This window comes from Polynucleobacter sp. UB-Piko-W3 (assembly GCF_018881635.1).
Lineage (GTDB): Bacteria > Pseudomonadota > Gammaproteobacteria > Burkholderiales > Burkholderiaceae > Polynucleobacter.
The window spans coordinates 1,352,213-1,375,812 of the sequence record NZ_JACVPY010000002.1 but is presented as its reverse complement, the minus strand read 5'-3'; the positions used below and the strand labels follow the sequence as shown (position 1 = coordinate 1,375,812).

The following is a 23,600-nucleotide window of genomic DNA, read 5'->3' as shown; positions in this document are numbered from 1 at the left end:
TTAGTGAGTATTGGAATATTAGCGGTAGTGATTACCGAAAACACATTAGAAGTACAACAAAGTAACTTAATTTTTTGGAGCAATTATGGGAAAGATTATCGGAATCGACTTAGGAACCACTAACTCGTGCGTTTCAGTCGTTGAAAACAATGCACCTAAAGTTGTTGAGAACGCAGAAGGCGGTCGCACAACTCCATCTATCATCGCATACGTTGAAGATGGCGAAGTATTGGTTGGCGCACCTGCTAAGCGTCAGTCAGTCACAAATCCTAAAAACACCATTTACGCTGTTAAGCGTTTGATGGGTCGCAAGTTCACTGATCCTGAGGTGCAAAAAGACATCGGTCTAATGCCTTATGCCATTATTCAAGCCGAAAACGGCGATGCTTGGGTACAGGCACGCGATAAGAAAATGGCGCCACAACAAGTGTCTGCTGAAATTTTGCGCAAGATGAAAAAGACTGCTGAGGACTATCTTGGTGAAGAAGTGACTGAAGCTGTTATTACTGTTCCAGCTTACTTTAATGACAGCCAACGTCAAGCAACTAAAGATGCTGGTCGTATTGCCGGTTTAGATGTCAAGCGCATCATCAATGAGCCTACTGCTGCTGCATTGGCATTTGGTTTAGACAAGCAAGACAAGGTAGACCGCAAGATCGCCGTATATGACCTAGGCGGCGGTACCTTTGATGTATCCATTATTGAAATTGCGAACGTGGATGGTGAGAAGCAATTTGAGGTGCTTTCTACCAACGGTGATACTTTCTTGGGCGGTGAGGACTTTGACCAGCGCATCATTGATTGGATCATTGCTGAGTTCAAAAAAGAACAGGGTGTAGATTTAAGTAAAGACGTGTTGGCATTACAGCGCTTAAAAGATGCTGCTGAAAAAGCCAAGATCGAGTTGTCATCTGCACAGCAAACTGAAATCAATTTACCTTATGTGACAGCTGATGCTAGCGGTCCTAAGCATTTAAATTTGAAGCTCACCCGCGCTAAATTAGAGTCCTTGGTAGAGGAGTTGATCACCCGTACGGCTGGCCCTTGCTTAACTGCGATTAAAGATGCTGGTGTGAGCACTGCCGATATTGATGATGTCATTTTGGTTGGTGGTCAAACCCGTATGCCTGCAGTTCAGGACAAAGTAAAAGAAATTTTCGGTAAAGAGCCACGCAAAGACGTTAACCCTGATGAAGCGGTTGCTGTTGGTGCTGCAATTCAGGGATCGGTATTGTCTGGTGATCGTAAAGACGTATTGCTCTTAGACGTGACCCCATTATCTTTAGGCATCGAAACCTTGGGTGGCGTGATGACTAAGATGATTCCGAAGAACACGACGATTCCTACTAAGCATTCGCAGGTTTATTCCACTGCGGAAGATAACCAGCCTGCCGTAACCATTAAGTGTTTCCAGGGCGAGCGTGAAATGGCTGCTGCAAATAAGTTGCTCGGTGAATTTAATCTTGAAGGTATTGCACCAGCGCAACGCGGTATGCCGCAAATTGAAGTGACTTTTGATATTGATGCCAACGGAATTTTGCATGTCACTGCAAAAGACAAAACTACTGGCAAAGAGAACAAGATCACCATCAAGGCGAACTCTGGCTTAACTGAAGAAGAAATTCAACGTATGGTGAAAGATGCTGAAGCCAATGCTGCTGAAGATAAGAAAGTGCTTGAGTTAGTAACAGCTCGTAATACAGCTGATGCCTTGGCTCACTCGACTAAGAAGGCCTTAGAAGAGCATGGTGCTAGCTTAGAAGCTGCCGAGAAAGAGGCGATTGAAGCAGCCCTTAAAGAGTTGGATGAAGCCATTAAGGGCAGCGATAAGGCTGCTATTGAGGCGAAGACTGAAGCTTTGGGTAAAGCAAGTCAGAAGCTGGGCGAGAAGGTGATGGCTGCTGAACAAGCAAAAGCTGGCGGCGGTTCTGCGGGTGCAGCCCCTGGCGGAGCCCCTGGTGCAGCGCCAGATGCAGATGTCGTCGATGCTGACTTTAAAGAGGTTAATGACAAGAAGTAACCCAGTCATTTAATGTTAAAAAGACGTATTGATTAACGTAATTTTGAAGTACTTAAATAACAAGTCGGCCTCGAGCCGACTTGTGTCATTCAGGTTGTTGAGAGGAATTGGCTGTGTCTAAAAGTAAACGCGATTTTTATGAAGTACTGGGCGTAGCAAAAGGTGCCAGCGATGAAGAGCTTAAAAAAGCCTATCGCAAAATGGCAATGAAGTATCACCCTGATCGCAACCCTGATAGTAAAACGGCTGAAGCCCAATTTAAAGAAGCCAAAGAGGCCTACGAAACACTCACCGATCCCAATAAGCGCGCTGCCTATGACCAGTATGGTCATGCAGGTGTTGACCCTTCAATGGGTGGCGGCTTTGGCGGCGGCGGATTTGCCGATGCCTTTGGAGATATCTTTGGGGATATTTTTGGGCAAGGTGGTGGACGTCACTCTGGTCCGCAGGTCTATAAGGGTGCCGATCTTCGTTACAACATGGATATCACCCTTGAGCAAGCTGCTGAGGGTTACACAACACAAATTCGTGTGCCAAGTTGGAGCAACTGTAAGCCTTGTCATGGTACTGGTGCTGAGCCTGGCACAAAAGCAGAAAAATGCTCTACCTGTGATGGCCATGGTCAAGTGCGTGTGCAACAAGGTTTCTTCTCCATGCAGCAGACTTGCCCTAAATGCCGCGGCACAGGCGAGTACATTCCGAAGCCTTGCAAAACTTGCCATGGCAGCGGTAAGCATAAAGAACAAAAAACTCTCGAAATTAAAATTCCAGCGGGTATTGATGATGGCATGCGCGTGCGCTCCGTTGGCAATGGCGAGCCTGGTATTAACGGTGGACCTTCAGGCGATCTCTACGTAGAAGTTCGGGTTAAGCCGCATCCAGTATTTGAGCGTGATGGAAGCGACTTACATGTGCAAATGCCGATTTCATTTGCAACGGCAACCATTGGCGGTGAGATTGAGGTTCCAACCTTATCGGGTCGAGTTGAGTTTCCAATTCCAGAGGGCACGCAGACCGGCAAAACATTCCGCTTGCGTAACAAAGGTATTAAAGGATTGCGCTCCACTTTAGTGGGCGATCTTTTTGTACACGTTTTAGTTGAGACGCCAGTGAAATTGACTGATGACCAGAAAAAATTGCTGACACAGTTTGATGAGAGTCTGAAATCAGGTGGCGATAAACACAGCCCACAGCAAAAGGGCTGGTTTGATGGCGTAAAGAGCTTCTTTAGTTAAAAGCTTACTAACCCGCAAAACCATGCTCTAGTCCGGGAAACTTTCCGGACTTAACTTCGCGAACGTAGGCTTTAATAGCAGCTTCGACCGAGCTGTGACCATCCATAAAGTTTTTAACAAACTTGGGTGGTTTGCCTGGGCTGATACCCAACATATCTTGTAAAACTAATACCTGACCAGAGCAATCTGGCCCTGCACCAATTCCGATGGTCGGAATATGGAGTTCTTCGGTAATTTTTTCCCCAAGCGAAGAAGGAGTGGCTTCAAGTACCAGCATTTGCGCCCCAGCTGCTTCGCAAGCAAGCGCTTGTTGAAGCATATGACTTGCGGCATCCTTAGACTTACCTTGCACTTTGTAGCCACCCAAAAGATGAACTGATTGTGGAAGCAAACCTAGGTGCGCGCAAACAGGAACGCTACGCTCGACTAGATATTGAATAATATCTACTTGCCAATCTCCGCCCTCTAGCTTGACCATATCAGCGCCGGCACGCATGAGTTCTGCTGCTGAATCTAGTGCTTGCACTGGATCGCCATAACTTGCAAAGGGAAGATCGGCTATCAAAAATGCATGCGTATTAGCTCGAGCTACACATTCAGTGTGATAAACCATTTGCTCAACGGTAACGGGCGTTGTGCTGGAGTGGCCTTGAATCACATTGCCTAATGAATCACCAATCAGGATAGTCTCAACCCCGCAGCGATTGAGTAATGCTGACATGGTCGAGTCATATGCGGTGAGCATAGTAATTTTCTCTCGCTCAGCATGCATAGCGAGTAGATTGGTAATGGTGATTGGCTTATCGCCTTGTAAGTAACCCATGGCGAGAGTTTAATGAATTAATGCGACGCTGGGCTATAAACGTCTTTTTCCCCACAATTACAGTTCCTGCAGGGTAGTTTTTCAATTTTTTGGTCAGCTACTTTGGGTAAATAGCTCTTGAGCTCACCTAGATTTGGTAAAAAGAAGTCAGGGGCTATTTCCAATAGCGGGAGAAGCACAAAAGAGCGTTCAATCATTCTGGGGTGAGGCAATATCAACTCAGTTTCATTTTGAGTAACACCCTCAAAAGATAAGATATCTAGATCAAGTGTGCGGGGCGCATTTGAGTAGGGGCGCTCTCTGCCAAACTCTTTTTCAATCACTTGGCAGACATGGAGTAGGCCGTAAGGGGTGAGTTCCGTTTCGATTTCAATCACTGCATTGATATAGTCGTCACCACTAGCTTCTAACGGTGCGCTTTGATAAAAGCAGCTTTTGGCCAGAATCTGTAATTCAGAGCGCAACGCTAGACAAACAATCGCATCAGTAATGAGCTGACGTGTGTCGCCGATATTCCCACCAAATCCGATAAAAGCTCGTGCCATACGACTCCAAACTAGAGATGGAACTACTTTACTGAAATTTCTCTAAGTTTGCTTAAGCTGCTTCAGGTTCGGGGGGCGAGTCAGATTTAGGTTTTCTGCGGCGGCGTCGCTTAGTAGGAGAGCCTGCGCTACTGCCTAGTTCTGTCTTAGCAGCAGTCATAAGGGCTTCTTGTCCGGCCGGATCGGCGGCAATGAAATCCGTCCACCATTGACCAATACTGGGGTTTTGCTCACCGGTAGCGCAGCGTAGAAGCATAAAGTCGTACCCAGCCCTAAAGCGAGGAGATTCGATGAGGCGGAAGGGGTAGCGCCCCACCCGTTTTTCAAAGCGCGGTTGCATGGACCAAATCTCACACATATCAGTCTCAAAACGCCGTTGAATCGTCATGCCACTACTTTGTGTCGCGATCGTATCGTCCATGGCGCTATTTAGTGCAGCAATATTGGAGACCCCTTTAGCAATATTGGCTTTCCAGTTTTTAAGCAGATCAGGCCAAAGCAAAGTGGCAAATAAAAATCCAGCAGAAACACTTTTGCCCGATTGAATTCGTTGGTCAGTATTGGCTAATGCGAGCTTCACAAAATCATTTGCATCCCTAGATCCCTCCCCACTATCCAAAATATGATCCAGCAGGGGCAGCAAACCATGATGAAGTCCCGCATCTCTTAAGCCCTGAATTGCAGCCCAGGAATATCCCGACATGAGTAATTTGAGAATTTCATCAAAGAGTCTGGCTGATGGCACATCTTGTAAAAGATCACCGAGTTCTGCAATTGGCGCACGCGTTGCAGTATCTAAGGTAAAGCCAGTTTTAGCGGCAAAGCGAATGGCTCTGAGCATTCGTATTGGGTCTTCGCGATACCGTTTTGCGGGATCACCAATCATGCGCAAAGTTTTCTTTTGCATATCTGCCATACCGCCGTGATAGTCGAGAACTGTCTCGCTAGAGGGGTCGTAATACATTGCGTTGATCGTGAAATCCCTTCTGGCAGCATCTTCACCTTGTGAGCCCCAGACGTTATCGCGCAATATCCGACCACTTTCAGCCACATGATCGCCGGCGTTATCTAGTAAAGCTCTAAAGGTAGAGACTTCAATAATCTCAGGATGACCTTTACCAAAGAAAGTCACGTGCACAATCTGAAAGCGCCGGCCAATCAGGCGCGCCTTACGGAACAGTCTTTGCACTTGATCTGGCGTTGCATTGGTTGCTACATCAAAATCTTTTGGGCCAATTCCTAAGGCCAGATCACGGACTGCGCCACCCACAATGAAAGCCTCAAACCCAGCTTGTTGAAGCGTGTGCGTTACTTTTACGGCATTCTTTGAGAGTAAATGCGGATCAATACGATGAGCTTTTTTGGGAATACGTTTTGGCGCTCCAGTGTGATTCGCTTGCGTATGCTTGACCATAGGATCGCGCCGCAAGATACGTTTGATGAATTTAGTGATCATGTAAACAACTCAAGAATGGGCCAGTTGCGTTTATTGGCCTCATTACGCAGACGTTCATCTGGATTGGTAGCAACGGGATTGCTAACCTCTTCTAATAGGGGTAAATCATTGATCGAATCAGAGTAGAAATAGCTTCGTGGCATTTTGTCGAAAGATAGCTCCTGAGCTACCAGCCATTCATGTAGGTTTTGAATCTTGCCTTCACGAAAATTCGGTATACCTTTTACTTCTCCAGTGAAGTTCCCCAAAGGACTATTGCCAACGGTAGCGGGCTCAGTCGCAATCAGGTGTTCGATACCAAAGCTTGCCACGATTGGATGGGTAACAAAGCTATTGGTAGCGGTGATTACGCAGCATAGATCTCCAGCATCTTGATGTCTTTTTACCAAGTCAATTGCTGATTGACGGAGTTGGCCATTGATCACTTCCTTCATGAAAGCGTCATGCCATTCCTTGAGTTGAGCGCGGGAATGTTCCGAAAGCGGCTTTAAGGAAAAGCGGAGAAATGCATGAATATCGAGCTTGCCTTCTTTATAGTCTTGATAAAAGCGCTCATTTTTTTTGGCGTAATCATCACCATCTACTACGCCGATGCGTGCTAAAAATTGTCCCCACTCATAGTCGCTATCGCAAGGGAGTAGGGTGCTATCTAAGTCGAAAAGGGCTAATTGGGTCACAAATTAAATATCAAGTAAATTATTTTGGCTGTAAAAGCTCGCGCACGAGCGGCAAGGTTACAGCACGTTTTGTTTCTAATGAATAAGCATCCAAAGCATCAATCAAGGCCATTAAATTGGGCATATCGCGATAAAAACGATTTAACAACCAAGGCAATACGTCTGGGGATAAAACCAATCCACGCGCCTTAGCGGCTTGCTCTAAGGCTTGTATTTTCTCACCATCATCCAAAAGTTGTGTTTGAAAGACCAAACCCCATCCTAGGCGGGTCCGTAGGTCTTCGCGCAACTCCAAACTGGCTGGCGCAGCCTTGCCAGCCATGAAGATATGGATATTTTTGCCTGCTTGAACGCCGTTGAGGATGCGAAACAGGGCGCCCACTAAGCGCTCATCTAAAGCATCTACATCATCGACAGCAATGACCGAGGGCATATCACTTTGCGCTAGGGCACCTATTTTTTCTTCAAGACGAACCCAGGAGATAGGCTCTTTAGGATTAAGAAAAAAAGATTCAATACCGACATTTTCAGCGGCATTTGTCATTGCCTCAAGCAAATGGGTGCGTCCAGATCCTTCTGGACCCCACCAATAAATCCAGCGATGATTCAGTGGATTGCTGATTTGATTGATGCTATTCCCTTGCCAGCCTTTGCAAAGAGTTTGCAAGGCAGATAGCAGCGCCAGATCTTTGCTAGGCAAGTAATTATCGAGACTGGCTTTGGGTGTATGACTGAGATCTAAAGCAAACTGTCTTGGAAGTGGGGGCGTATTCATTACTACGAAATTATTTTCGATACCAAGAGCTTTGTGTATACACAGACCAAAGGTACTGAACCAATACTAAACTCACGGCACTAATTGGTAATGCAAGTAGCACTCCGAAAAAGCCAAACAGTTTTCCAAATAGTAGTAAGGCAAATAACACGGCAACTGGGTGAAGACCAATGCGCTCACCTACCAGACGGGGCGTGAGCACGAAGCCTTCTAGGAATTGGCCAAGACCATATAAAGCAAGCACGGCAATCATTTCGTATTGAGGACCGAATTGCAGTAGTGCTGACAAAATGGCGAGAGAAAATCCTAGGGCGATACCAATATAGGGAATCACAATCATAAGTGCAGTGAAGATACCTAAAGCAACTGCTCCTTGAATGCCAATCAGGCTTAAACCAATACTATAGAAAACAGACATGATAGAAATCACAATTACCATTCCGTTTAAATATTGCGAGAGTAAGCCATCTGTATGCATTGCAAGGTGATGAATAGTTTCTTGAGCGCGCAAAGGAAACATTTTTTTGATAATCCCAAAAAAGTGATCCCAGTCGATGAGCAAATAGAACATCACAAAAATAATCAAAACAGAATTAACAAAGCCTGCAATGACTGAGCTGCCTGACATGAGTACAGTTTCAAAAGTACTGGTCATGAGGGCATCGGCGTTATCGCTAATATGCGTTGTAATTTTTTGAGAGGCGGCTTTTTTTAAGGCCCCCCAATCTAGGTCAATATGAAATTCAGCCAATTTGGGCCCGAGCCATGCTTGCGTGTTTTGAATCCACCCAGGCAATTGCGCCTTAATTAAAGGCAGCTCAGTTTTGAGGAGGCCGATAAAGAGGCCCAAAATTGCAATCAGGACACCCAAGCCTAAGACTACTGTCAGTAGGGCTGCTAATGAGCTTGGCAGGCGACGCCTTCCCAGCCATAGAAAAGCAGGCCTTAGGATGTAGGCCAGAATAAAGGCAGTCAGAAAAGGGGTAAAAATTTCAGCCATTACAAGTAATCCTCTAGAATTCAATGATTCTACTGACCAAGTGACATTTTTCACCAATATACCGACTCTGACATGACTTCATCTACCAATTCCCCATCAAAAGGCCTTTCTTATCGCGATGCTGGTGTCGATATTGACGCTGGGGATGACTTGGTCGACCGCATTAAGCCGCTGGCTAAGAAAACCATGCGCGAAGGTGTTTTGGCAGGAATTGGTGGATTCGGCGCTCTTTTTGAGGTACCTAAGCGCTACAAGGAGCCTGTTTTAGTGGCCGGCACGGATGGTGTGGGTACCAAACTTCGCTTAGCTTTTGAATGGAATCGCCATGACACTATTGGTCAAGATTTAGTTGCGATGAGCGTGAACGATATTTTGGTTCAAGGCGCAGAACCCCTCTTTTTCTTAGATTACTTTGCTTGCGGCAAGCTCACTGTCGATACTGCAGCGACTGTTGTTGGCGGCATTGCTAAGGGTTGCGAATTATCTGGCTGCGCTCTAATCGGTGGTGAAACTGCCGAGATGCCTGGTATGTATCCACCAGGTGAGTATGACTTGGCTGGGTTTGCAGTTGGCGCGGTGGAAAAATCCAAAATCATTACTGGCAACACGATTGTCCCTGGCGATGTTGTATTGGCTATTGCCTCGAGTGGTGCCCATTCCAATGGCTACTCTTTAGTACGCAAAATTATTGAGCGCGTAGGCGCAAAACCCAGTGATGATTTAGGCGGTCGACCTCTTGGTGATGTGGTGATGGCTCCAACCGAGATTTATGTAAAGCCCCTCTTAAAACTGATTTCTGAAATTGACGTCAAGGGTATGGCTCATATTACTGGTGGCGGTCTAGTCGACAACGTACCTCGTGTTCTTCCAGAAAATACCCAAGCGGTATTACATCGCGATAGCTGGCAGATGCCAGAACTTTTCCGTTGGTTGCAAATGAAGGGTGGCGTTGCCGATGCAGAAATGGTTCGTGTATTTAATTGCGGCATTGGGATGGTGGTGATTGTTTCCCCAGCTCAAGTAGAAACTGCAATCAAATCATTGAGTACACAAGGCTTAAAAGCGTGGACAGTTGGTGAAGTAGTCGAGCGTCCTAAAGATGCGCCCCAAACCATCGTGATCTAAAACGATCAGCGCTTTATTTCTTTAAAGTACTTTTGCAGTAATCCAATGCTGCCTTGAGTTCTTCTGGTTTGAAGGGGTCAAAGGTTTTTCTGCCTGCGATTGCGCGTAACCAAGTGAGTTGTCGTTTACCCAACTGCCTAGTAGCCGCCAAAGCTTTGTAGCGCATCTGATCAAAGTCAATTTGATTGTCTAAAAACTCCCATGCTTGTCGATAGCCTACTGAACGAATTGCTGGTAAGTCTACATGCAAGTGAGGATTGGTTCGCAAGGTTTTGACTTCATCCATAAATCCAGCAGTCAGCATTTCATCAAAACGTTTTTCTAGATTGGCATGAAGTCTTGCGCGATCACTAGGCTCAAGAGAGACTAAATTGATCCAGGCTGGAATGCTTGAACCCTCTCTGCCGTCCTCGCTAGGTGAGTCAGCCAGTAATGTAGACATGGGCTTACCAGTCATCTCAAATACTTCTAAAGCACGTTGCACCCGTTGTGAATCGTTGGGCTTTAGGCGCGCTGCCGTTTCTGGATCGACTTCTTCAAGTTTGGAGTGCATCGCTGGCCAGCCAATTACCTTACCTTCCTGATCCAGCCTCGCACGAATTTCTGGATTGGCTGGCGGCAATGAGGAGAGCCCATAAGCCCAAGCGCGCCAATACAGCATCGTGCCCCCAACAACGATAGGAATATTTCCTCTGCTGCGAATCTCTTCACAGAGGCGTTTTGCATCTTTCGCAAAGCGTGCAGCCGAGTAGACCTCGGCAGGCTCCAAGATATCAATGAGGTGATGGGTGACAGACGCCCGCTCCGTTTTTGTAGGTTTTGCACTGCCAATATCTAAACCGCGATAAACCAAGGCTGAATCCATGCTGATGAGTTCGATGGTCAAGCCAATGGATTTAGCATGCTCGGCAAGCAGCATGGCGAGATGAGTTTTGCCTGCACCAGTGGGGCCAACAATACAAAGTATCGGCATAGTCCCTGGAACATGCATGTGCTGAATGTAGGGTTCAGTTTGCATGCCTGATTATAAGAGCCTGTTAATATCCGCATCAAGCCAATATTTGGAGTACCAGTCGATGGATGCCCTTTTACAACTCAGTGATTTATTTCTGCATATTGACCGTCATTTAGATGTAGTCATTGCGCAATATGGCCCTTGGGCTTATGGCCTGCTATTTGCAATCGTATTTGCTGAAACAGGTTTAGTGATTGCTCCTTTCTTACCAGGTGACTCCCTCCTATTTATTGCCGGGGCTTATTGCGCTACTGAGCATTTCAATATCTGGACCTTATGCATTGGATTATTTATTGCTGCAGTGGCAGGCAATACCGTCAATTACTTTATTGGTCGCTGGATTGGTAAAAGAGTGTTTAGCAGTCAGTCACGCTGGATTGATCAGCGAGCCTTATTGAAGACTCACGAATTTTATGAAAAGCATGGTGGCAAGACCATTATCTTGGCGCGCTTCTTGCCAATTTTCCGTACCTTTGCGCCCTTTATTGCGGGCGTATCAGAAATGAACTTCTCGCGCTTTCAGTTCTTCAATATCACTGGCGCCGTGCTATGGGTATTCGGCTTGGTGATTGCCGGATATTTTTTTGGCAACATCCCCATTATTCGTCAAAACTTAAATGTGATCGTATTGATCGGCGTTGGTGCTGCAGCGATCCCAGTCGTCCTAGCTGCCCTCTACAAAATTTTTCAACGTAAGCAATAGCGATTGCTATTTTGGGCTAAGTTTTAATGGAACTTAGCCTGACTCTCTAGCGTAGCAATATGTTCACGGATATCGCTCGCATCTTCTGCTTCTGGGGATTCACTGAGATAACGATGCATATCTGCTATTGCAGGGCGTAAATATTCCAGTTGAGCAAAGATCAGCCCACGATCACGAACCTCTTCAATCGAGTTTGGCAGCAAAATCACTAAGCGCTCTTGAATTCCAAGCAGGCGCTCCCAGCGCTCATCTTCCGAGTAAATCATTTTCAGATTTCGCATGAAACGAGACAAGATTTCGCGTGGGTTAGAGGCTCGCAGGAAGATATTCAGAGGTAGGCTCAATTCCCCGCGGTAGCCCTTAGCGTCTAGGTAGGGATCAAGCATCTCTTGGAGCTGATTTTTGGAGAGTGATTCACCAGTAAGTGGGTCCATGATGATTTCACCTTGTTGCAAGGAGATGCGCATCATGAAGTGATTTGGAAATGAAACTCCGCGAATCTTTAGGCCAATTTGCTGACCCAATTCCATCATCAAAATCGCAAGCGAAATCGGAATGCCTCTCCGGTTCTCAAGCACATAGTGCAAATAAGAATTCTCGGGCGCATAAAAATCATTTGGGTTTGGTCCAAAGCCTAATTCGGTATAAAAGAAATTCTTCAGAATTTGCAAACGCTGAATTTGGGGCGTATCTGGAGTAATTCGGGATTTCAACTTATTGCCCATTTGATCAAGTTGATCAAGGACACTTTGAACATCTAAATCTGGATACGCATGTTGTGCAACAGCGATCGCCGCTTCCGTTAGCGGTAAGTGTTCGTCTTCAGCAACTAAAGAAGTGAAATAGTCGAGTTGTTGTGTTGGCATAAGTCCTATTTTGCATGACGCAAGAATTTTTGCCAGCGAATTCCAACTAGACCAAGGGCGCCAAAGTAAACCATGGCAGCGGCGGCCAACCATGCAGCTAGAAGACCAATACGGGTCCAAGGTTCCGCCTGGAGGGCGATCCAATTATGGGCGCCAGCAGCATAAAAAAGGACTGCAGAGAAGGGGATGAGGGCCAAAAATAGCTGCCCAAGGTATTTGGCCCAAGCCGAGCTAGGCAATGCCCCCCGTTGATGAAGGCCAATCCATAGGAGGGCTGCATTCAGACAGGCGCCAGCGCCAACAGAGAGGGCAAGACCTGCATGCCCAAGCCAGGGAACAAAAACCAAGTTAGCCAGTTGGGTTGCTACAAGAACTAGCAAACCAATCTTGACTGGGGTCCGAATATCCTGGCGTGAATAAAAACCCGGCGCCAAAATCTTTACCAAAATCAGCCCAATCAGCCCAACACCATATGCAGCCAGTGCGCGTTGTGTCATCAAAACATCTAGTGCATTAAATTTGCCATAGTGATAGAGCACTGCTGCAAGCGGTTCGCCGAAAACAAAGAGCGCAATTGCACAGGGTGTAGCCAACAAAAATGTCAGCTGCAATCCCCAGATGAGTAATTCACCTGCGTGAATTAAGTCATTCTTGGCATTAGCTTTACTTAAGCTGGGTAGAAGCACGGTGCCTAAAGCGACGCCTAGCAGTGCCGTGGGAAATTCCATTAAGCGATCGGCATAGGAAAGCCACGACACACTTCCAGTTTGTAAGCGGGATGCGATATTGGTGTTGATGATGAGTGAGATTTGTGCAACAGAGACGGCAAAGACTGCTGGCCCCATTAGTTTCAAAACCCGTTTTGCTTCTGGATTTGCCATGGCAGATTTAATGGCGCCAGGCAGCAAACCAATTCGTGGCAAAAGTCCTATGCGAGAAAGCGCCGGAATCTGAAGCGCTAACTGCAAGATACCGCCCAAGAGGACACCAATACTGAGTGCGTAGATTGGTTGATCTAGATGAGGTGCCAAAAATAGTGCACTTCCGATTAAGGCCAGGTTTAATAAAACGGGAGTAAAGGCCGGGATGGCAAAACGCTGGAAAGTATTCAGAATTCCCGCCGACAGTGAAACCAGCGAAATTAGCCCAATATAGGGAAACATGATGCGGGTCATAACAACGCTGGCCTCATAGGCTGGACCACCACTAAATCCGGTAGCAATCACCAGAATGAGCAATGGGGCGCCGATCACGCCGAGCAATACTGTGAGCAGTAAAGCCCAAAATAAGAGCGTGGCGACTGCATTAACGAGGATTTGAGGCTGTTTTTGATCCCCATCCTTGGAGATTTCGCCCAAAATGGGGACAAAAGCCTGCGAAAAGGCCCCTTCAGCGAATAAACGACGCAGTAAATTGGGTATCCTAAAAGCCACATTAAAGGCATCTGTCCACTCTGAGGCCCCGAAACTACGGGCAATCAGGGTCTCCCGAAGAAGCCCCGTAATGCGGGACAGCATAGTGAGGGAGCTCACCTTGGCGGCAGCAGAAAGCAGGTTCATGAGCCGATTTTCACCTATTTATCAGTCGACTGGGCTTTTTTGCCCCTTTAATGTAAAATCTTGGGTTTTGGCGAGCTTGCTTATGAATCTGGCAAGACCGCAGGATTTTTAACTAATCGCATTTTGCAATTTATAGAGGCAAGGTTTAAAGATGGCCAATACAGCACAAGCGCGCAAGCGCGCACGCCAGGCAGTAAAACAGAATGAGCACAACTCCAGTTTGCGTTCAAAGCTCCGCACTTCCATTAAGGCAGTTCGTAAAGCGATCGAAACTGGTGATAAAGCGGCGGCTGCGAAAGTATTTGCAGCAACTCAAGTAACAATCGACAAGATTGCTGACAAAAAGATTGCTCACAAAAATACTGCATCACGTCAGAAGTCACGTTTGTCTGCAGCCATTAAGGCAATGGCTGCGTAATACAGAATCAGTTTTAGGCTGGTCGAAATCATTTCGACCTAAGCCCGCTCCTTATCAGAGCGGGTTTTTGTTTTTAGGACTGGGTTTGTGGTTTGGGCTCAAACTCACAGGCCTCTTCGATCGGTAGATTGTTGTCTTTGGCAAAGTTTGTTACAAAGTCCAGCGCTCTTGGATCAAGATCACCCAGTCTAGTATCAATAACAACGCATTTCACAGTTGCAATCACGACTGGTGTGACATAGGGTGAATAGGTGAAACGAGGGTCTCCAGAGTCTCCTGGAGGGCGAAAGCTAGCCATCACTCCGCACAGGCGCTCCGCCCAATCACTGGGTCGAAATGGTTTGCCAGCAGTGGTAATGCCTTGAATGAAAAGTTTTTTGTGGTTCAAGTTCGCGTAAGGAAGGTGGTAGGAATCGGCATGGTTAAGTCCTCTAGCTTAACAGGGGGTGTTAGCCGTAAGATGACCTTAAGTTCTATTTTCGTGCAGTCGAATGTTTGAAGAAAAAAATGCAAGCCAAAACTTTAGTAGAAAGCTCAACTATGACATCTCTGGCAAAGCCTCAAGTGCCCGGTCAGGTCAAGCACTATCTGCAGTTTGCTGACCTTACTCGTGAAGAATATGACTACTTGCTGAAAAGATCAGCATGGCTTAAGTCCAAGTTTAAAAGTTATGAGACTTGGCATCCGCTTCACGACCGTACCTTAGCAATGATTTTCGAGAAACATTCCACGCGTACTCGTCTTTCCTTCGAGGCGGGCATCCATCAGCTTGGTGGCCATGCCGTATACCTGAACACCCGTGACACCCAGTTGGGTCGTGGTGAGCCCGTAGAGGATGCTGCGCAGGTGATTTCAAGAATGACTGACATCATCATGATTCGCACGTTTGGCCAAGACATCATTGAGCGCTTTGCTGCTAATTCCAGAGTGCCAGTCATTAATGGCCTTACCAATGAATATCATCCTTGCCAAGTATTGGCCGATATCTTTACTTTTGTAGAAGCTCGCGGTCCAATCCAAGGCAAGACGGTGGCGTGGGTTGGTGATGCTAACAATATGGCTTACACCTGGATACAGGCAGCTGAATGTTTAGATTTTCAGTTCCGCTTTTCCGCACCAGTGGGCTATCAGTTGGACCCCTCTCGTTTAACAAAAGCAGCCGCAAAACACTTAACTATTTGCGCTGATCCTAAGGATGCTTGTAAAGGTGCCGATTTGTTAACCACTGATGTTTGGACCAGCATGGGTTACGAGGCTGAAAATACCTCACGGATGAATGCTTTCCAGGACTGGATGATTGACGAAGAGTTAATGGCGGTAGCAAAGCCTGATGCATTGTTTATGCATTGTTTGCCAGCCCACCGTGGTGAAGAAGTCTCTGCTGGCGTGATTGATGGTCCACAAAGTATTGTTTGGGAAGAAGCGGAAAATCGCTTGCATGTTCAAAAGGCATTAATGGAGTATTTACTCTGCGGTCGTTTGAGCTGATAGGAAAATATTCAGTAATTTGCCTTAGTTGTTTATTAATTAATTTTTGATTGAATAAAAAATCATGTCTGATATTAAAAAAGCCGTACTAGCCTATTCTGGTGGTCTTGACACTAGCGTCATCTTGAAGTGGCTTCAAGATACTTACGGTTGTGAGATCGTCACATTTACTGCTGACTTAGGTCAAGGTGAAGAACTCGAGCCAGCGCGTGCTAAAGCTTTGCAATTTGGCATCAAGCCAGAGAATATTTTTATCGATGACTTACGTGAAGAGTTTGTGCGTGACTTTGTATTTCCAATGTTTCGGGCTAATACGATTTACGAGGGCGAATATCTCTTGGGCACATCGATTGCTCGTCCATTAATTGCTAAGCGTCAAATTGAGATTGCACGCTTGACTGGTGCAGATGCTGTATCGCATGGTGCTACTGGTAAGGGAAATGATCAAGTCCGCTTTGAGTTGGGTTACTACGCTCTGGAGCCTGGCATTAAAGTCATCGCTCCTTGGCGTGAATGGGATTTACTCTCGCGCGAGAAGTTAATGGCGTACGCAGAAAAGCATGGCATCCCAGTCGAGATGAAGCATAAGCAAGGGGGCTCACCCTATTCCATGGATGCCAATCTCTTGCATATCAGTTACGAAGGTCGTCATTTAGAGAATCCAAACGCAGAGGCAGAAGAGTCTATGTGGCGTTGGACAGTTTCTCCTGAAAAGGCTCCCGATGCTCCTGAAGTGATTGAGATTGAATTTAAAGCGGGTGACCCAGTTGCGATTAATGGCAAAGCCTATAAACCACATGAGTTATTAGCAGAGTTAAATCGTATTGGCGGCATGCACGGCATCGGTCGCCTTGATTTAGTTGAAAACCGTTTTGTTGGTATGAAGAGCCGCGGCTGCTACGAAACCCCAGGGGGTACGATTCTCCTCAAGGCGCACCGCGGTATTGAGAGTATCACCTTGGATCGTGAAGTAGCTCACCTGAAGGATGACCTCATGCCACGCTACGCTAGCTTGATTTACAACGGCTTATGGTGGGCGCCAGAACGTATGGCTTTGCAAACCTTGATTGACCATACTCAGCAGATGGTGAATGGCGTTGTACGCTTAAAACTCTATAAGGGTTCTGTATCGGTTATTTCACGTGATTCAGCAAATACTTTATTTGATCAGAATATTGCAACCTTTGATGATGACGGCGGTGCGTATAACCAAGCTGATGCGGGTGGTTTTATCAAACTCAACGCCTTACGTATGCGCATTGCTGAAATAGCGAAACGTAAACGTGCAAAGAAATAATTAGTTATAACTAAATTAGAAAGAGTTCAGATGCAATTTGATCAAGTATCAGTAGGTAAAAAAGCCAATATATTTTTTGATGGTAAGTGCGTTTCTCACACTGTGACTCTGCCCAACGGTGTGCGTAAGTCCGTTGGCGTTGTGTTGCCAAGCACATTACGTTTTGACTTGAGTACTAGAGAAGTAATGGAAGTAGTCGATGGCACTGCTTTCGTGAGTATCAATGGCGCTCCAGAGCAAGAGTTCAAGGCTGGTCAAAGCTGGGAAGTAGAGAAGGGTGGCTACTTTATTATTCGCGCCGAGCAAGCAGTGCACTATGTTTGCCACTTTGAATAAGTAGTCTTGCTTCACCAAAGTAAAACGCAGACTAAGGTCTGCGTTTTTTATATCCCAATAGAGAATGCTTTGACTATCTCTTCGGTAAGCCGCTAATCACTGACCCCGGACCAATCACTCTCTCGGAGAACCATTGCTTATTCATCTCTAGGGCATAACGCACTGCGGCTTTAGGACAGTGGTTATTGGTTGTACCAGCTTGCATCTCTTCGATATTCACAATCTTGCCATTGTCTGCAATGAAAGCAATCGAGAGAGGAATCTTAGTGCTAAACATCCAAAAGCAGTGCCCCGCTTTTTCTTCAAATATAAAGAGCATTCCAGAATTCATTGGCATGCTGGTGCGATTCATTAAACCGGTCTGTCTTCTCTCTGGAGTGTCTGCTATTTCTGCTTGAATGCGATAGATACCGGTTTTCAACTCAACCGTTGGTAAGCCGGCATTTAGTTGTGCGAAGGCTAGACTTGAACTGATCAAGAGGGCGAAAGATAAGAGATGGCGAAAAGTATTGATTGATATGCGCATGTTGTGCATTTTAGGGGAGTAAATTACAGGCGAAAAAAAACCCAGGAACAAGTCCTGGGTTTCTCATAATGATCTAAGGACTATTAAGCCGCTTGGATATTGGTAGCTTGCTTGCCTTTAGGGCCTTGGGTAATATCAAACGTTACCTTTTGGTTTTCCTTAAGGGTTTTGAACCCAGGCATAGTAATTGCGCTGAAATGCGCGAACAACTCTTCTTCACCATCATCAGGTTTGATAAAGCCAAAACCTTTTGCATCATTGAACCACTTAACAATTCCGGTCGCCATGCGAACTCCATTACATAAACTTAAAACAACCGTGATGAGGGTAAATACTTTTTAATCAGTCTCGCTCCACAACACGCCTAAATAGAACTTCTCTTGAAGCCTACCCCCTGATTGTTTGCCCTTTTTGTAGGGGTGTCAAGGAGTTATATCTACTTACCCCCTAGTAAATACCCTTTATTTATCGAAAACTGCCCCAATATGGGTTAAACAGGGGTTTTTACAGGTTTTTTAGCAACAAGACCCTAGTAAATTAAAGTTTGAATATCTGTGTTTAGAATGTTTCTTATGAGCCGCACACCAAAAAATCCCACTACTGGCGTACCAGTCAATCCCTACATTGAGGACACCATCCTTCTCGAAAAGCAGGCCGAGAAAGTTAAGGCGCCTTCGATGTATAAAGTTTTACTATTGAATGACGATTACACGCCAATGGAATTTGTGGTGATGGTGATTCAGGAGTATTTTAGTAAAGATCATGAAACAGCTACACGCATCATGTTGCAAGTTCATTTAGTTGGCAAAGGTATTTGCGGGGTCTTTACTCGCGATGTCGCTGCCACCAAAGTGCATCAAGTTGTTGAACTATCCCGTGAAGCGGGCCACCCACTACAGTGCACTATGGAGGAAGTATGATTGCCCAGGAACTAGAAGTCAGTTTACATATGGCGTTTGTTGACGCGCGGGCATCACGACACGAGTTCATTACGGTCGAACATTTATTGGCTGCATTATTAGACAATGCGACCGCAGTTGAGGTGCTCAAAGCTTGTGCGGTCAATATCGCCGAGTTACGCTCTCAGCTTAAGAACTTCATTAATGACAACACTCCAGTAGTGCCTGGCAATGATGAGGTTGATACACAGCCTACGCTTGGATTTCAGCGGGTGATTCAACGTGCCATCATGCACGTGCAATCCACTTCAAACGGTAAGAAAGAAGTTACTGGCGCCAATGTTTTGGTTGCTATCTTTGGTGAAAAAGATTCGCATGCAGTGTACTTCCTGCAGCAGCAAGGAGTGACTCGCTTGGATGTGGTGAACTTTATTAGTCATGGTGTTCGCAAAGATCAGGCTGAACATGTAAAGCCTGCTGATGCAACCCAAGAAACAGAAGAATCCGCTTCATCTGGAAAAGAGAGCCCCTTAGATCAGTACACCCAAAACCTGAATGCTTTGGCTCGCCAAGGCAAGATTGACCCCCTGATTGGTCGTGAGAGCGAAGTAGAGCGGGTGATTCAGGTACTTTGCCGTCGCCGTAAGAACAACCCACTATTAGTTGGTGAGGCTGGAGTTGGTAAAACTGCGATTGCAGAGGGATTGGCTTGGCGGATTGTGAAGGGTGATGTTCCTGACATCCTGGCTAATGCAACGGTTTATTCCTTGGATATGGGTGCCTTGCTTGCTGGCACTAAATATCGTGGTGATTTTGAGCAGCGCTTAAAGAGTGTTCTGAAGTCTTTAAAAGATCATGCCCATGGTGTTTTGTTCATTGATGAGATTCATACCTTGATTGGTGCGGGCGCTGCATCTGGTGGAACATTAGATGCAAGTAATTTATTGAAGCCCGCTTTATCAAATGGCCAACTTAAGTGTATTGGCGCAACTACCTTTACAGAGTACCGCGGAATTTTTGAAAAAGATGCAGCCCTATCTCGCCGCTTCCAAAAGGTTGATGTGGTTGAGCCAACTGTTGATCAGACGGTGCAAATTTTGCGCGGTCTCAAATCTCGTTTTGAAGAGCACCATAGTGTGAAGTATGCAGCTGGCGCATTGGTCGCTGCTGCCGAGCTCTCTGCCCGCTATATTAATGATCGTCATTTGCCAGATAAGGCAATCGATGTGATTGATGAGGCTGGCGCTGCGCAACGTATTTTGCCTAAGTCTAAACAGAAAAAAACTATTGGTCGTCCAGAGATTGAGGAGATTGTTGCCAAGATTGCCCGTATACCGCCGCAGTCGGTGACCGTAGATGATCGTAGTAAGTTGCAAACATTAGATCGCGATATTAAGAGCGTGGTCTTTGGTCAAGACCCTGCAATTGAGGCCTTGGCTAGCGCCATTAAGATGACGCGCGCGGGTCTTGGCAAGATCGACAGACCAATCGGCTCATTCCTATTCTCTGGCCCAACGGGTGTTGGTAAGACGGAAGTAGCAAAACAGCTTGCCTACATTTTAGGTATTGAGTTGCTGCGTTTTGATATGTCCGAGTATATGGAGCGTCATGCAGTCAGCCGCTTGATCGGAGCGCCTCCAGGCTATGTAGGATTTGATCAGGGTGGTTTACTCACCGAGGCTGTCAACAAGAAACCGCATTGTGTACTCTTGCTTGATGAGATTGAAAAAGCCCATCCGGATATTTTCAATATTCTTTTGCAGGTAATGGATCATGGAACCTTAACGGATAACAATGGTCGTAAGACCGACTTCCGTAATGTCATCATCATCATGACTACTAACGCTGGTGCAGAAGCAATGCAGAAGTCCATTATGGGCTTTACGAATGTCCGTGAGTCCGGTGATGAGATGGCGGATATCAAGAAGTTCTTTACACCGGAGTTCCGTAATCGCTTAGATGCTATTGTTTCCTTTAAAGCGCTTGATGAAACTATCATCATGCGAGTGGTTGATAAGTTCTTAATGCAACTAGAGGAGCAATTGCATGAGAAGAAAGTCGACGCCACCTTCAGCGCTGCATTGCGCGCTCATTTGGCGAAGCATGGCTTTGATCCATTAATGGGTGCTCGCCCAATGCAACGCATTATTCAAGATACAGTTCGCAAAGCACTTGCTGATGAATTGCTCTTTGGTAAATTGGCCCAAGGCGGACATGTGGATGTGGATGTGGATGTGGATGGTAAGGTGCAATTGAATTTTGATGCCCCCGTATTGCCAGGTAAGACCGCTAAAAAAGATGTAGCTCCCGCAGAAGAAATTTAACCAATAGCAACGTTAAAGGAAAATATGTCACACCACGATAAATTGCTGGATGCTTTTGAGACTTATAAGGCCGAGCATGAAAAGTTCGAAGGTAAGGGCGTTAAAGCATCTGCCACTCGTGCTCGCAAAGCTTTGCAAGAAATTGCAGGCTCTTGTAAAGAGCGACGTAAGGAAATTTCTGCGGAGAAAGAATCTCGCGAGGGCAAAGGTGGGGGCATGTCACAGGATGCTGCCCGTCATGCACATATTCGGAAATAAACCTCAGCTAACATTGAGGTAAAAAAAGCCACCTTAGGGTGGCTTTTATATTGGGACTTGGCTTAAGCTCGTCCCGTACTTCCAAAGCCTCCAGCACCACGACTGCTCTCAGTAAACTCCTCAACCACTTTGAGCTGTACTTGCTGGACTGGCATGACTACTAATTGAGCTAAGCGCTCCATAGGTTCCAGCTTGAACGGAGTTGAACTGCGATTCCAGGTGCTCACCATCAGTTGACCTTGGTAATCGGAGTCAATTAAGCCAACTAAATTTCCTAAGACTATTCCATGCTTATGGCCAAGACCTGAGCGTGGAAGAATGAATGCAGCATAACGCGGATCTTCAACAAAGATAGCCAAACCTGTTGGTACTAAGACAGTTTGGCCCGGTGCTATCTCAATGGTTTCATCAATGCAAGCGCGTAAATCTAGTCCAGCACTACCTGGTGTTCCATAGACTGGCAATTGGTCGCGCATACGTTCATCGAGAATTTTGACTTGGAGTGATTGCATAGAATTTCCTAAAGCGGGTAGCGAGGGTGTTTAAATTTTCTTAGCGACAAGCGCAATCAGTTGACGAGCAAGTTGAAGCTTTTCCGCCTTAGCAATTTTCTTGGTACCAGCTTCATCAATGACAAGCAATTGATTGAGGTCACTACCAAATGTTTCTGGGCCGATATTGCCGACGACCATTGGAATGCCCTTGCGCTGCCGTTTTTCTTGGGCATGTTTTTCCAAATTGCTAGATTCTGCTGCAAAACCTACGCAGTATGGGTAAGGTTTACCAGCTTTCATTTTGACGGTTTTAGCGACATCTAAAAGAATGTCAGGGTTAGCAATGAATTCAATACTTGGAGCTGATTTGCCTTGGCGCTTGATCTTTTCTTGAGCAGGCTTTGCAATACCCCAATCGGCTACCGCAGCAACTGCAAAGAAGATATCGCAATCAGAGGCATTTAATGTGGCCACATGCATTTCTTTTGCGCTTCTCACATTGCTGCGAGTAATGTTCCCGGTAGCCTCTAATGGGGTTGTTAAGTCACAGGGGCCTGCAACGAGATGTACTTGGGCGCCTGCCTCAACAGCTGCACGCGCGATCGCAAAGCCCATCTTGCCTGAGCTGTGATTCGTAATGCCGCGCACTGGATCAATTGCTTCAAAAGTAGGGCCAGCAGTAATTAATACTTTTTTACCGATCAAAGTTTTCTTCTGAAAGAAAGCTATGACTTGCTCGGTGATTTCAAAAGGCTCTAGCATTCTGCCCATGCCAACTTCACCACAGGCTTGAAAGCCACTGGCTGGACCAAGAAGGGTAACTCTATCTTTATTGAGGCGCTCAACACTTCTTTGGGTTGCGGCGTGTTCCCACATTTGCTTATTCATTGCTGGTGCAAGTAAGAGGGGGCAATCTCGAGCAAGACAAAGTGTGCTGAGTAAGTCATCAGCTAAACCTAAGGAGAGTTTGGCCATTAAGTCAGCGCTAGCAGGTGCAATGACAATAGCATCAGCAGAACGGGAGAGTTCTATGTGAGCCATATTATTGCTAACACTACTATCCCACTGACTGGTAAAGACGGGGTTGCCTGTGAGGGCCTGCATTGTGACGGGTGTTACGAATTGAGTTGCAGCTTGCGTCATCACTACCTGAACGGTAGCGCCTTCTTGTATCAATTGGCGTGCAAGTTCAGGAGTCTTATAGGCGGCAATGCCACCAGAGATCCCGAGAACGATTTTCTTATTTAAAAGTGATTGCATGGTGTCAGCTTAATGGGATTGGGCAGATTTGCCAAATGACTTACTTAATTCACCCCAAATAATCAGCGCGGCGCCAATACAAATAGCGCTATCTGCAATATTGAATGCTGGCCAATGCCAGTTGGCGTAATGAAGGTCGATAAAATCAACGACAGCACCGTACATGATTCGATCTAATACATTCCCCAGTGCGCCCCCTAGAATCAAACTCAGAGCGACACAAAGTATTTTATCGTTTTGGCTTTTACGCAGGAGCCAAACAATATAGACGCAGGCTACCAAACCCACGATCGTAAAGAACCAACGCTGCCATCCTGAGCCTTGGGCCAAAAAAGAAAATGCCGCCCCAGGGTTAAGGAGTAGTAGCCAATTCATAAAAGGAAGCACGGGCTCTGGAACGCCTAACTGCAAATTGCTTAAGGCCGACCACTTGCTCAGTTGATCTAAGAGCAGAATGATCGTTGCAATTGCTAGAGAGCGTAGAAATGAAATACTCATCGA

The 23,600-nt window shown here is 46.2% G+C and carries 26 protein-coding genes; 11 read left to right on the top strand and 15 right to left on the bottom strand.

Annotation, left to right across the window (positions count from 1 at the left end; genetic code table 11):
* Nucleotides 1-85: 85 nt before the first annotated feature.
* Together dnaK and dnaJ are read left to right on the top strand one after the other, a co-directional pair.
* A complete protein-coding gene (gene dnaK / locus ICN31_RS07375) occupies nt 86-2,020 on the top strand; it encodes a molecular chaperone DnaK (RefSeq protein ID WP_088525283.1) in 1,935 nt (644 codons plus the stop codon).
* A 113-nt stretch (nt 2,021-2,133) separates the two neighbouring features.
* A complete protein-coding gene (dnaJ, locus tag ICN31_RS07370; protein WP_088525282.1) occupies nt 2,134-3,255 on the top strand; it encodes a molecular chaperone DnaJ in 1,122 nt (373 codons plus the stop codon).
* A 7-nt stretch (nt 3,256-3,262) separates the two neighbouring features.
* Here the strand turns inward: dnaJ and panB are convergent, their stop codons facing one another.
* The 6 genes from panB to ICN31_RS07340 are packed head-to-tail and all read right to left on the bottom strand — an operon-like array spanning nt 3,263 to nt 8,531.
* On the bottom strand, nt 3,263-4,078 hold the full coding sequence (gene panB, locus ICN31_RS07365) for a 3-methyl-2-oxobutanoate hydroxymethyltransferase (RefSeq protein ID WP_216260089.1): 816 nt from the start codon (nt 4,076-4,078) through the stop codon (nt 3,263-3,265).
* 17 nt (nt 4,079-4,095) lie between these two features.
* Nucleotides 4,096-4,623 carry a 2-amino-4-hydroxy-6-hydroxymethyldihydropteridine diphosphokinase gene (gene folK / locus ICN31_RS07360; protein WP_088525280.1) on the bottom strand — a complete coding sequence of 176 codons (528 nt, stop codon included), beginning with the start codon at nt 4,621-4,623 and terminating at the stop codon, nt 4,096-4,098.
* Nucleotides 4,624-4,675: 52 nt separating this feature from the next.
* Nucleotides 4,676-6,079, bottom strand: a complete 1,404-nt coding sequence (gene pcnB, locus ICN31_RS07355) for a polynucleotide adenylyltransferase PcnB (protein ID WP_088525279.1) — start codon at nt 6,077-6,079, stop codon at nt 4,676-4,678.
* Complete coding sequence (locus ICN31_RS07350; RefSeq protein WP_088525278.1) at nt 6,076-6,756, bottom strand: HAD family phosphatase; 681 nt, start codon at nt 6,754-6,756, stop codon at nt 6,076-6,078. Before ICN31_RS07350 ends, pcnB begins: the two co-directional genes overlap by 4 nt.
* Before the next feature lie 19 nt (nt 6,757-6,775).
* Complete coding sequence (gene hda, locus ICN31_RS07345; protein ID WP_216260088.1) at nt 6,776-7,531, bottom strand: DnaA regulatory inactivator Hda; 756 nt, start codon at nt 7,529-7,531, stop codon at nt 6,776-6,778.
* A gap of 10 nt (nt 7,532-7,541) precedes the next feature.
* Nucleotides 7,542-8,531: an AI-2E family transporter gene (locus ICN31_RS07340; protein WP_216260087.1), complete on the bottom strand. Its 990-nt coding sequence runs from the start codon at nt 8,529-8,531 to the stop codon at nt 7,542-7,544.
* Between the two features lie 72 nt (nt 8,532-8,603).
* Here ICN31_RS07340 and purM point away from each other — a divergent pair, with 72 nt between their 5' ends.
* On the top strand, nt 8,604-9,656 hold the full coding sequence (gene purM, locus ICN31_RS07335; RefSeq protein ID WP_216260086.1) for a phosphoribosylformylglycinamidine cyclo-ligase: 1,053 nt from the start codon (nt 8,604-8,606) through the stop codon (nt 9,654-9,656).
* Nucleotides 9,657-9,669: 13 nt separating this feature from the next.
* On the opposite strand, the gene miaA is transcribed toward purM, so the two are convergent.
* A complete protein-coding gene (gene miaA, locus ICN31_RS07330) occupies nt 9,670-10,674 on the bottom strand; it encodes a tRNA (adenosine(37)-N6)-dimethylallyltransferase MiaA (RefSeq protein WP_216260085.1) in 1,005 nt (334 codons plus the stop codon).
* Between the two features lie 58 nt (nt 10,675-10,732).
* Here miaA and ICN31_RS07325 point away from each other — a divergent pair, with 58 nt between their 5' ends.
* Nucleotides 10,733-11,374 (top strand): VTT domain-containing protein, encoded by a 642-nt coding sequence (locus tag ICN31_RS07325; RefSeq protein WP_216260084.1) that lies wholly within the window; start codon nt 10,733-10,735, stop codon nt 11,372-11,374.
* A gap of 23 nt (nt 11,375-11,397) precedes the next feature.
* On the opposite strand, the gene ICN31_RS07320 is transcribed toward ICN31_RS07325, so the two are convergent.
* Both ICN31_RS07320 and murJ read right to left on the bottom strand, forming a co-directional pair.
* Nucleotides 11,398-12,240, bottom strand: a complete 843-nt coding sequence (locus ICN31_RS07320; protein WP_216260076.1) for a SirB1 family protein — start codon at nt 12,238-12,240, stop codon at nt 11,398-11,400.
* Nucleotides 12,241-12,245: 5 nt separating this feature from the next.
* The gene (gene murJ, locus ICN31_RS07315; RefSeq protein ID WP_216260074.1) at nt 12,246-13,799 is read right to left on the bottom strand and encodes a murein biosynthesis integral membrane protein MurJ; all 1,554 of its coding nucleotides are present in this window, start codon (nt 13,797-13,799) and stop codon (nt 12,246-12,248) included.
* Nucleotides 13,800-13,950: 151 nt separating this feature from the next.
* Between murJ and rpsT the strand changes: the two genes are divergently transcribed.
* Nucleotides 13,951-14,217, top strand: coding sequence for a 30S ribosomal protein S20 (gene rpsT / locus ICN31_RS07310; RefSeq protein WP_216260072.1), 267 nt, complete (start codon nt 13,951-13,953; stop codon nt 14,215-14,217).
* A gap of 73 nt (nt 14,218-14,290) precedes the next feature.
* Here rpsT and ICN31_RS07305 read toward each other — a convergent pair whose 3' ends face one another.
* A complete protein-coding gene (locus tag ICN31_RS07305) occupies nt 14,291-14,605 on the bottom strand; it encodes a DUF3579 domain-containing protein (RefSeq protein ID WP_216260069.1) in 315 nt (104 codons plus the stop codon).
* 152 nt (nt 14,606-14,757) lie between these two features.
* Between ICN31_RS07305 and argF the strand changes: the two genes are divergently transcribed.
* The 3 genes from argF (at nt 14,758) to ICN31_RS07290 (ending at nt 17,338) form a co-directional block, all read left to right on the top strand.
* A complete protein-coding gene (gene argF / locus ICN31_RS07300; protein ID WP_216260829.1) occupies nt 14,758-15,705 on the top strand; it encodes an ornithine carbamoyltransferase in 948 nt (315 codons plus the stop codon).
* A gap of 64 nt (nt 15,706-15,769) precedes the next feature.
* Nucleotides 15,770-17,002, top strand: a complete 1,233-nt coding sequence (locus ICN31_RS07295; RefSeq protein WP_216260066.1) for an argininosuccinate synthase — start codon at nt 15,770-15,772, stop codon at nt 17,000-17,002.
* Nucleotides 17,003-17,032: 30 nt separating this feature from the next.
* A complete protein-coding gene (locus tag ICN31_RS07290) occupies nt 17,033-17,338 on the top strand; it encodes a pyrimidine/purine nucleoside phosphorylase (protein WP_216260064.1) in 306 nt (101 codons plus the stop codon).
* A gap of 73 nt (nt 17,339-17,411) precedes the next feature.
* On the opposite strand, the gene ICN31_RS07285 is transcribed toward ICN31_RS07290, so the two are convergent.
* Together ICN31_RS07285 and ICN31_RS07280 are read right to left on the bottom strand one after the other, a co-directional pair.
* Nucleotides 17,412-17,864, bottom strand: a complete 453-nt coding sequence (locus ICN31_RS07285) for a DUF192 domain-containing protein (protein ID WP_216260062.1) — start codon at nt 17,862-17,864, stop codon at nt 17,412-17,414.
* Between the two features lie 83 nt (nt 17,865-17,947).
* Nucleotides 17,948-18,151 carry a cold-shock protein gene (locus tag ICN31_RS07280; RefSeq protein WP_011903586.1) on the bottom strand — a complete coding sequence of 68 codons (204 nt, stop codon included), beginning with the start codon at nt 18,149-18,151 and terminating at the stop codon, nt 17,948-17,950.
* A gap of 276 nt (nt 18,152-18,427) precedes the next feature.
* Between ICN31_RS07280 and clpS the strand changes: the two genes are divergently transcribed.
* From clpS to ICN31_RS07265, 3 genes are read left to right on the top strand one after another with little or no spacing between them, the layout of a single operon-like run.
* The gene (clpS, locus tag ICN31_RS07275; protein ID WP_216260059.1) at nt 18,428-18,784 is read left to right on the top strand and encodes an ATP-dependent Clp protease adapter ClpS; all 357 of its coding nucleotides are present in this window, start codon (nt 18,428-18,430) and stop codon (nt 18,782-18,784) included.
* Entirely contained in the window at nt 18,781-21,087 is a 2,307-nt protein-coding gene (gene clpA, locus ICN31_RS07270) for an ATP-dependent Clp protease ATP-binding subunit ClpA (RefSeq protein WP_216260057.1), read from the top strand. Before clpS ends, clpA begins: the two co-directional genes overlap by 4 nt.
* 24 nt (nt 21,088-21,111) lie before the next feature.
* A complete protein-coding gene (locus ICN31_RS07265; protein WP_216260055.1) occupies nt 21,112-21,345 on the top strand; it encodes a hypothetical protein in 234 nt (77 codons plus the stop codon).
* 62 nt (nt 21,346-21,407) lie between these two features.
* Here the strand turns inward: ICN31_RS07265 and dut are convergent, their stop codons facing one another.
* The 3 genes from dut to lspA are packed head-to-tail and all read right to left on the bottom strand — an operon-like array spanning nt 21,408 to nt 23,597.
* Nucleotides 21,408-21,857 carry a dUTP diphosphatase gene (dut, locus tag ICN31_RS07260; RefSeq protein WP_216260053.1) on the bottom strand — a complete coding sequence of 150 codons (450 nt, stop codon included), beginning with the start codon at nt 21,855-21,857 and terminating at the stop codon, nt 21,408-21,410.
* A 30-nt stretch (nt 21,858-21,887) separates the two neighbouring features.
* A complete protein-coding gene (gene coaBC, locus ICN31_RS07255; RefSeq protein ID WP_216260050.1) occupies nt 21,888-23,099 on the bottom strand; it encodes a bifunctional phosphopantothenoylcysteine decarboxylase/phosphopantothenate--cysteine ligase CoaBC in 1,212 nt (403 codons plus the stop codon).
* Nucleotides 23,100-23,108: 9 nt separating this feature from the next.
* On the bottom strand, nt 23,109-23,597 hold the full coding sequence (gene lspA / locus ICN31_RS07250) for a signal peptidase II (RefSeq protein ID WP_216260048.1): 489 nt from the start codon (nt 23,595-23,597) through the stop codon (nt 23,109-23,111).
* Between the last annotated feature and the right edge of the window lie 3 nt (nt 23,598-23,600).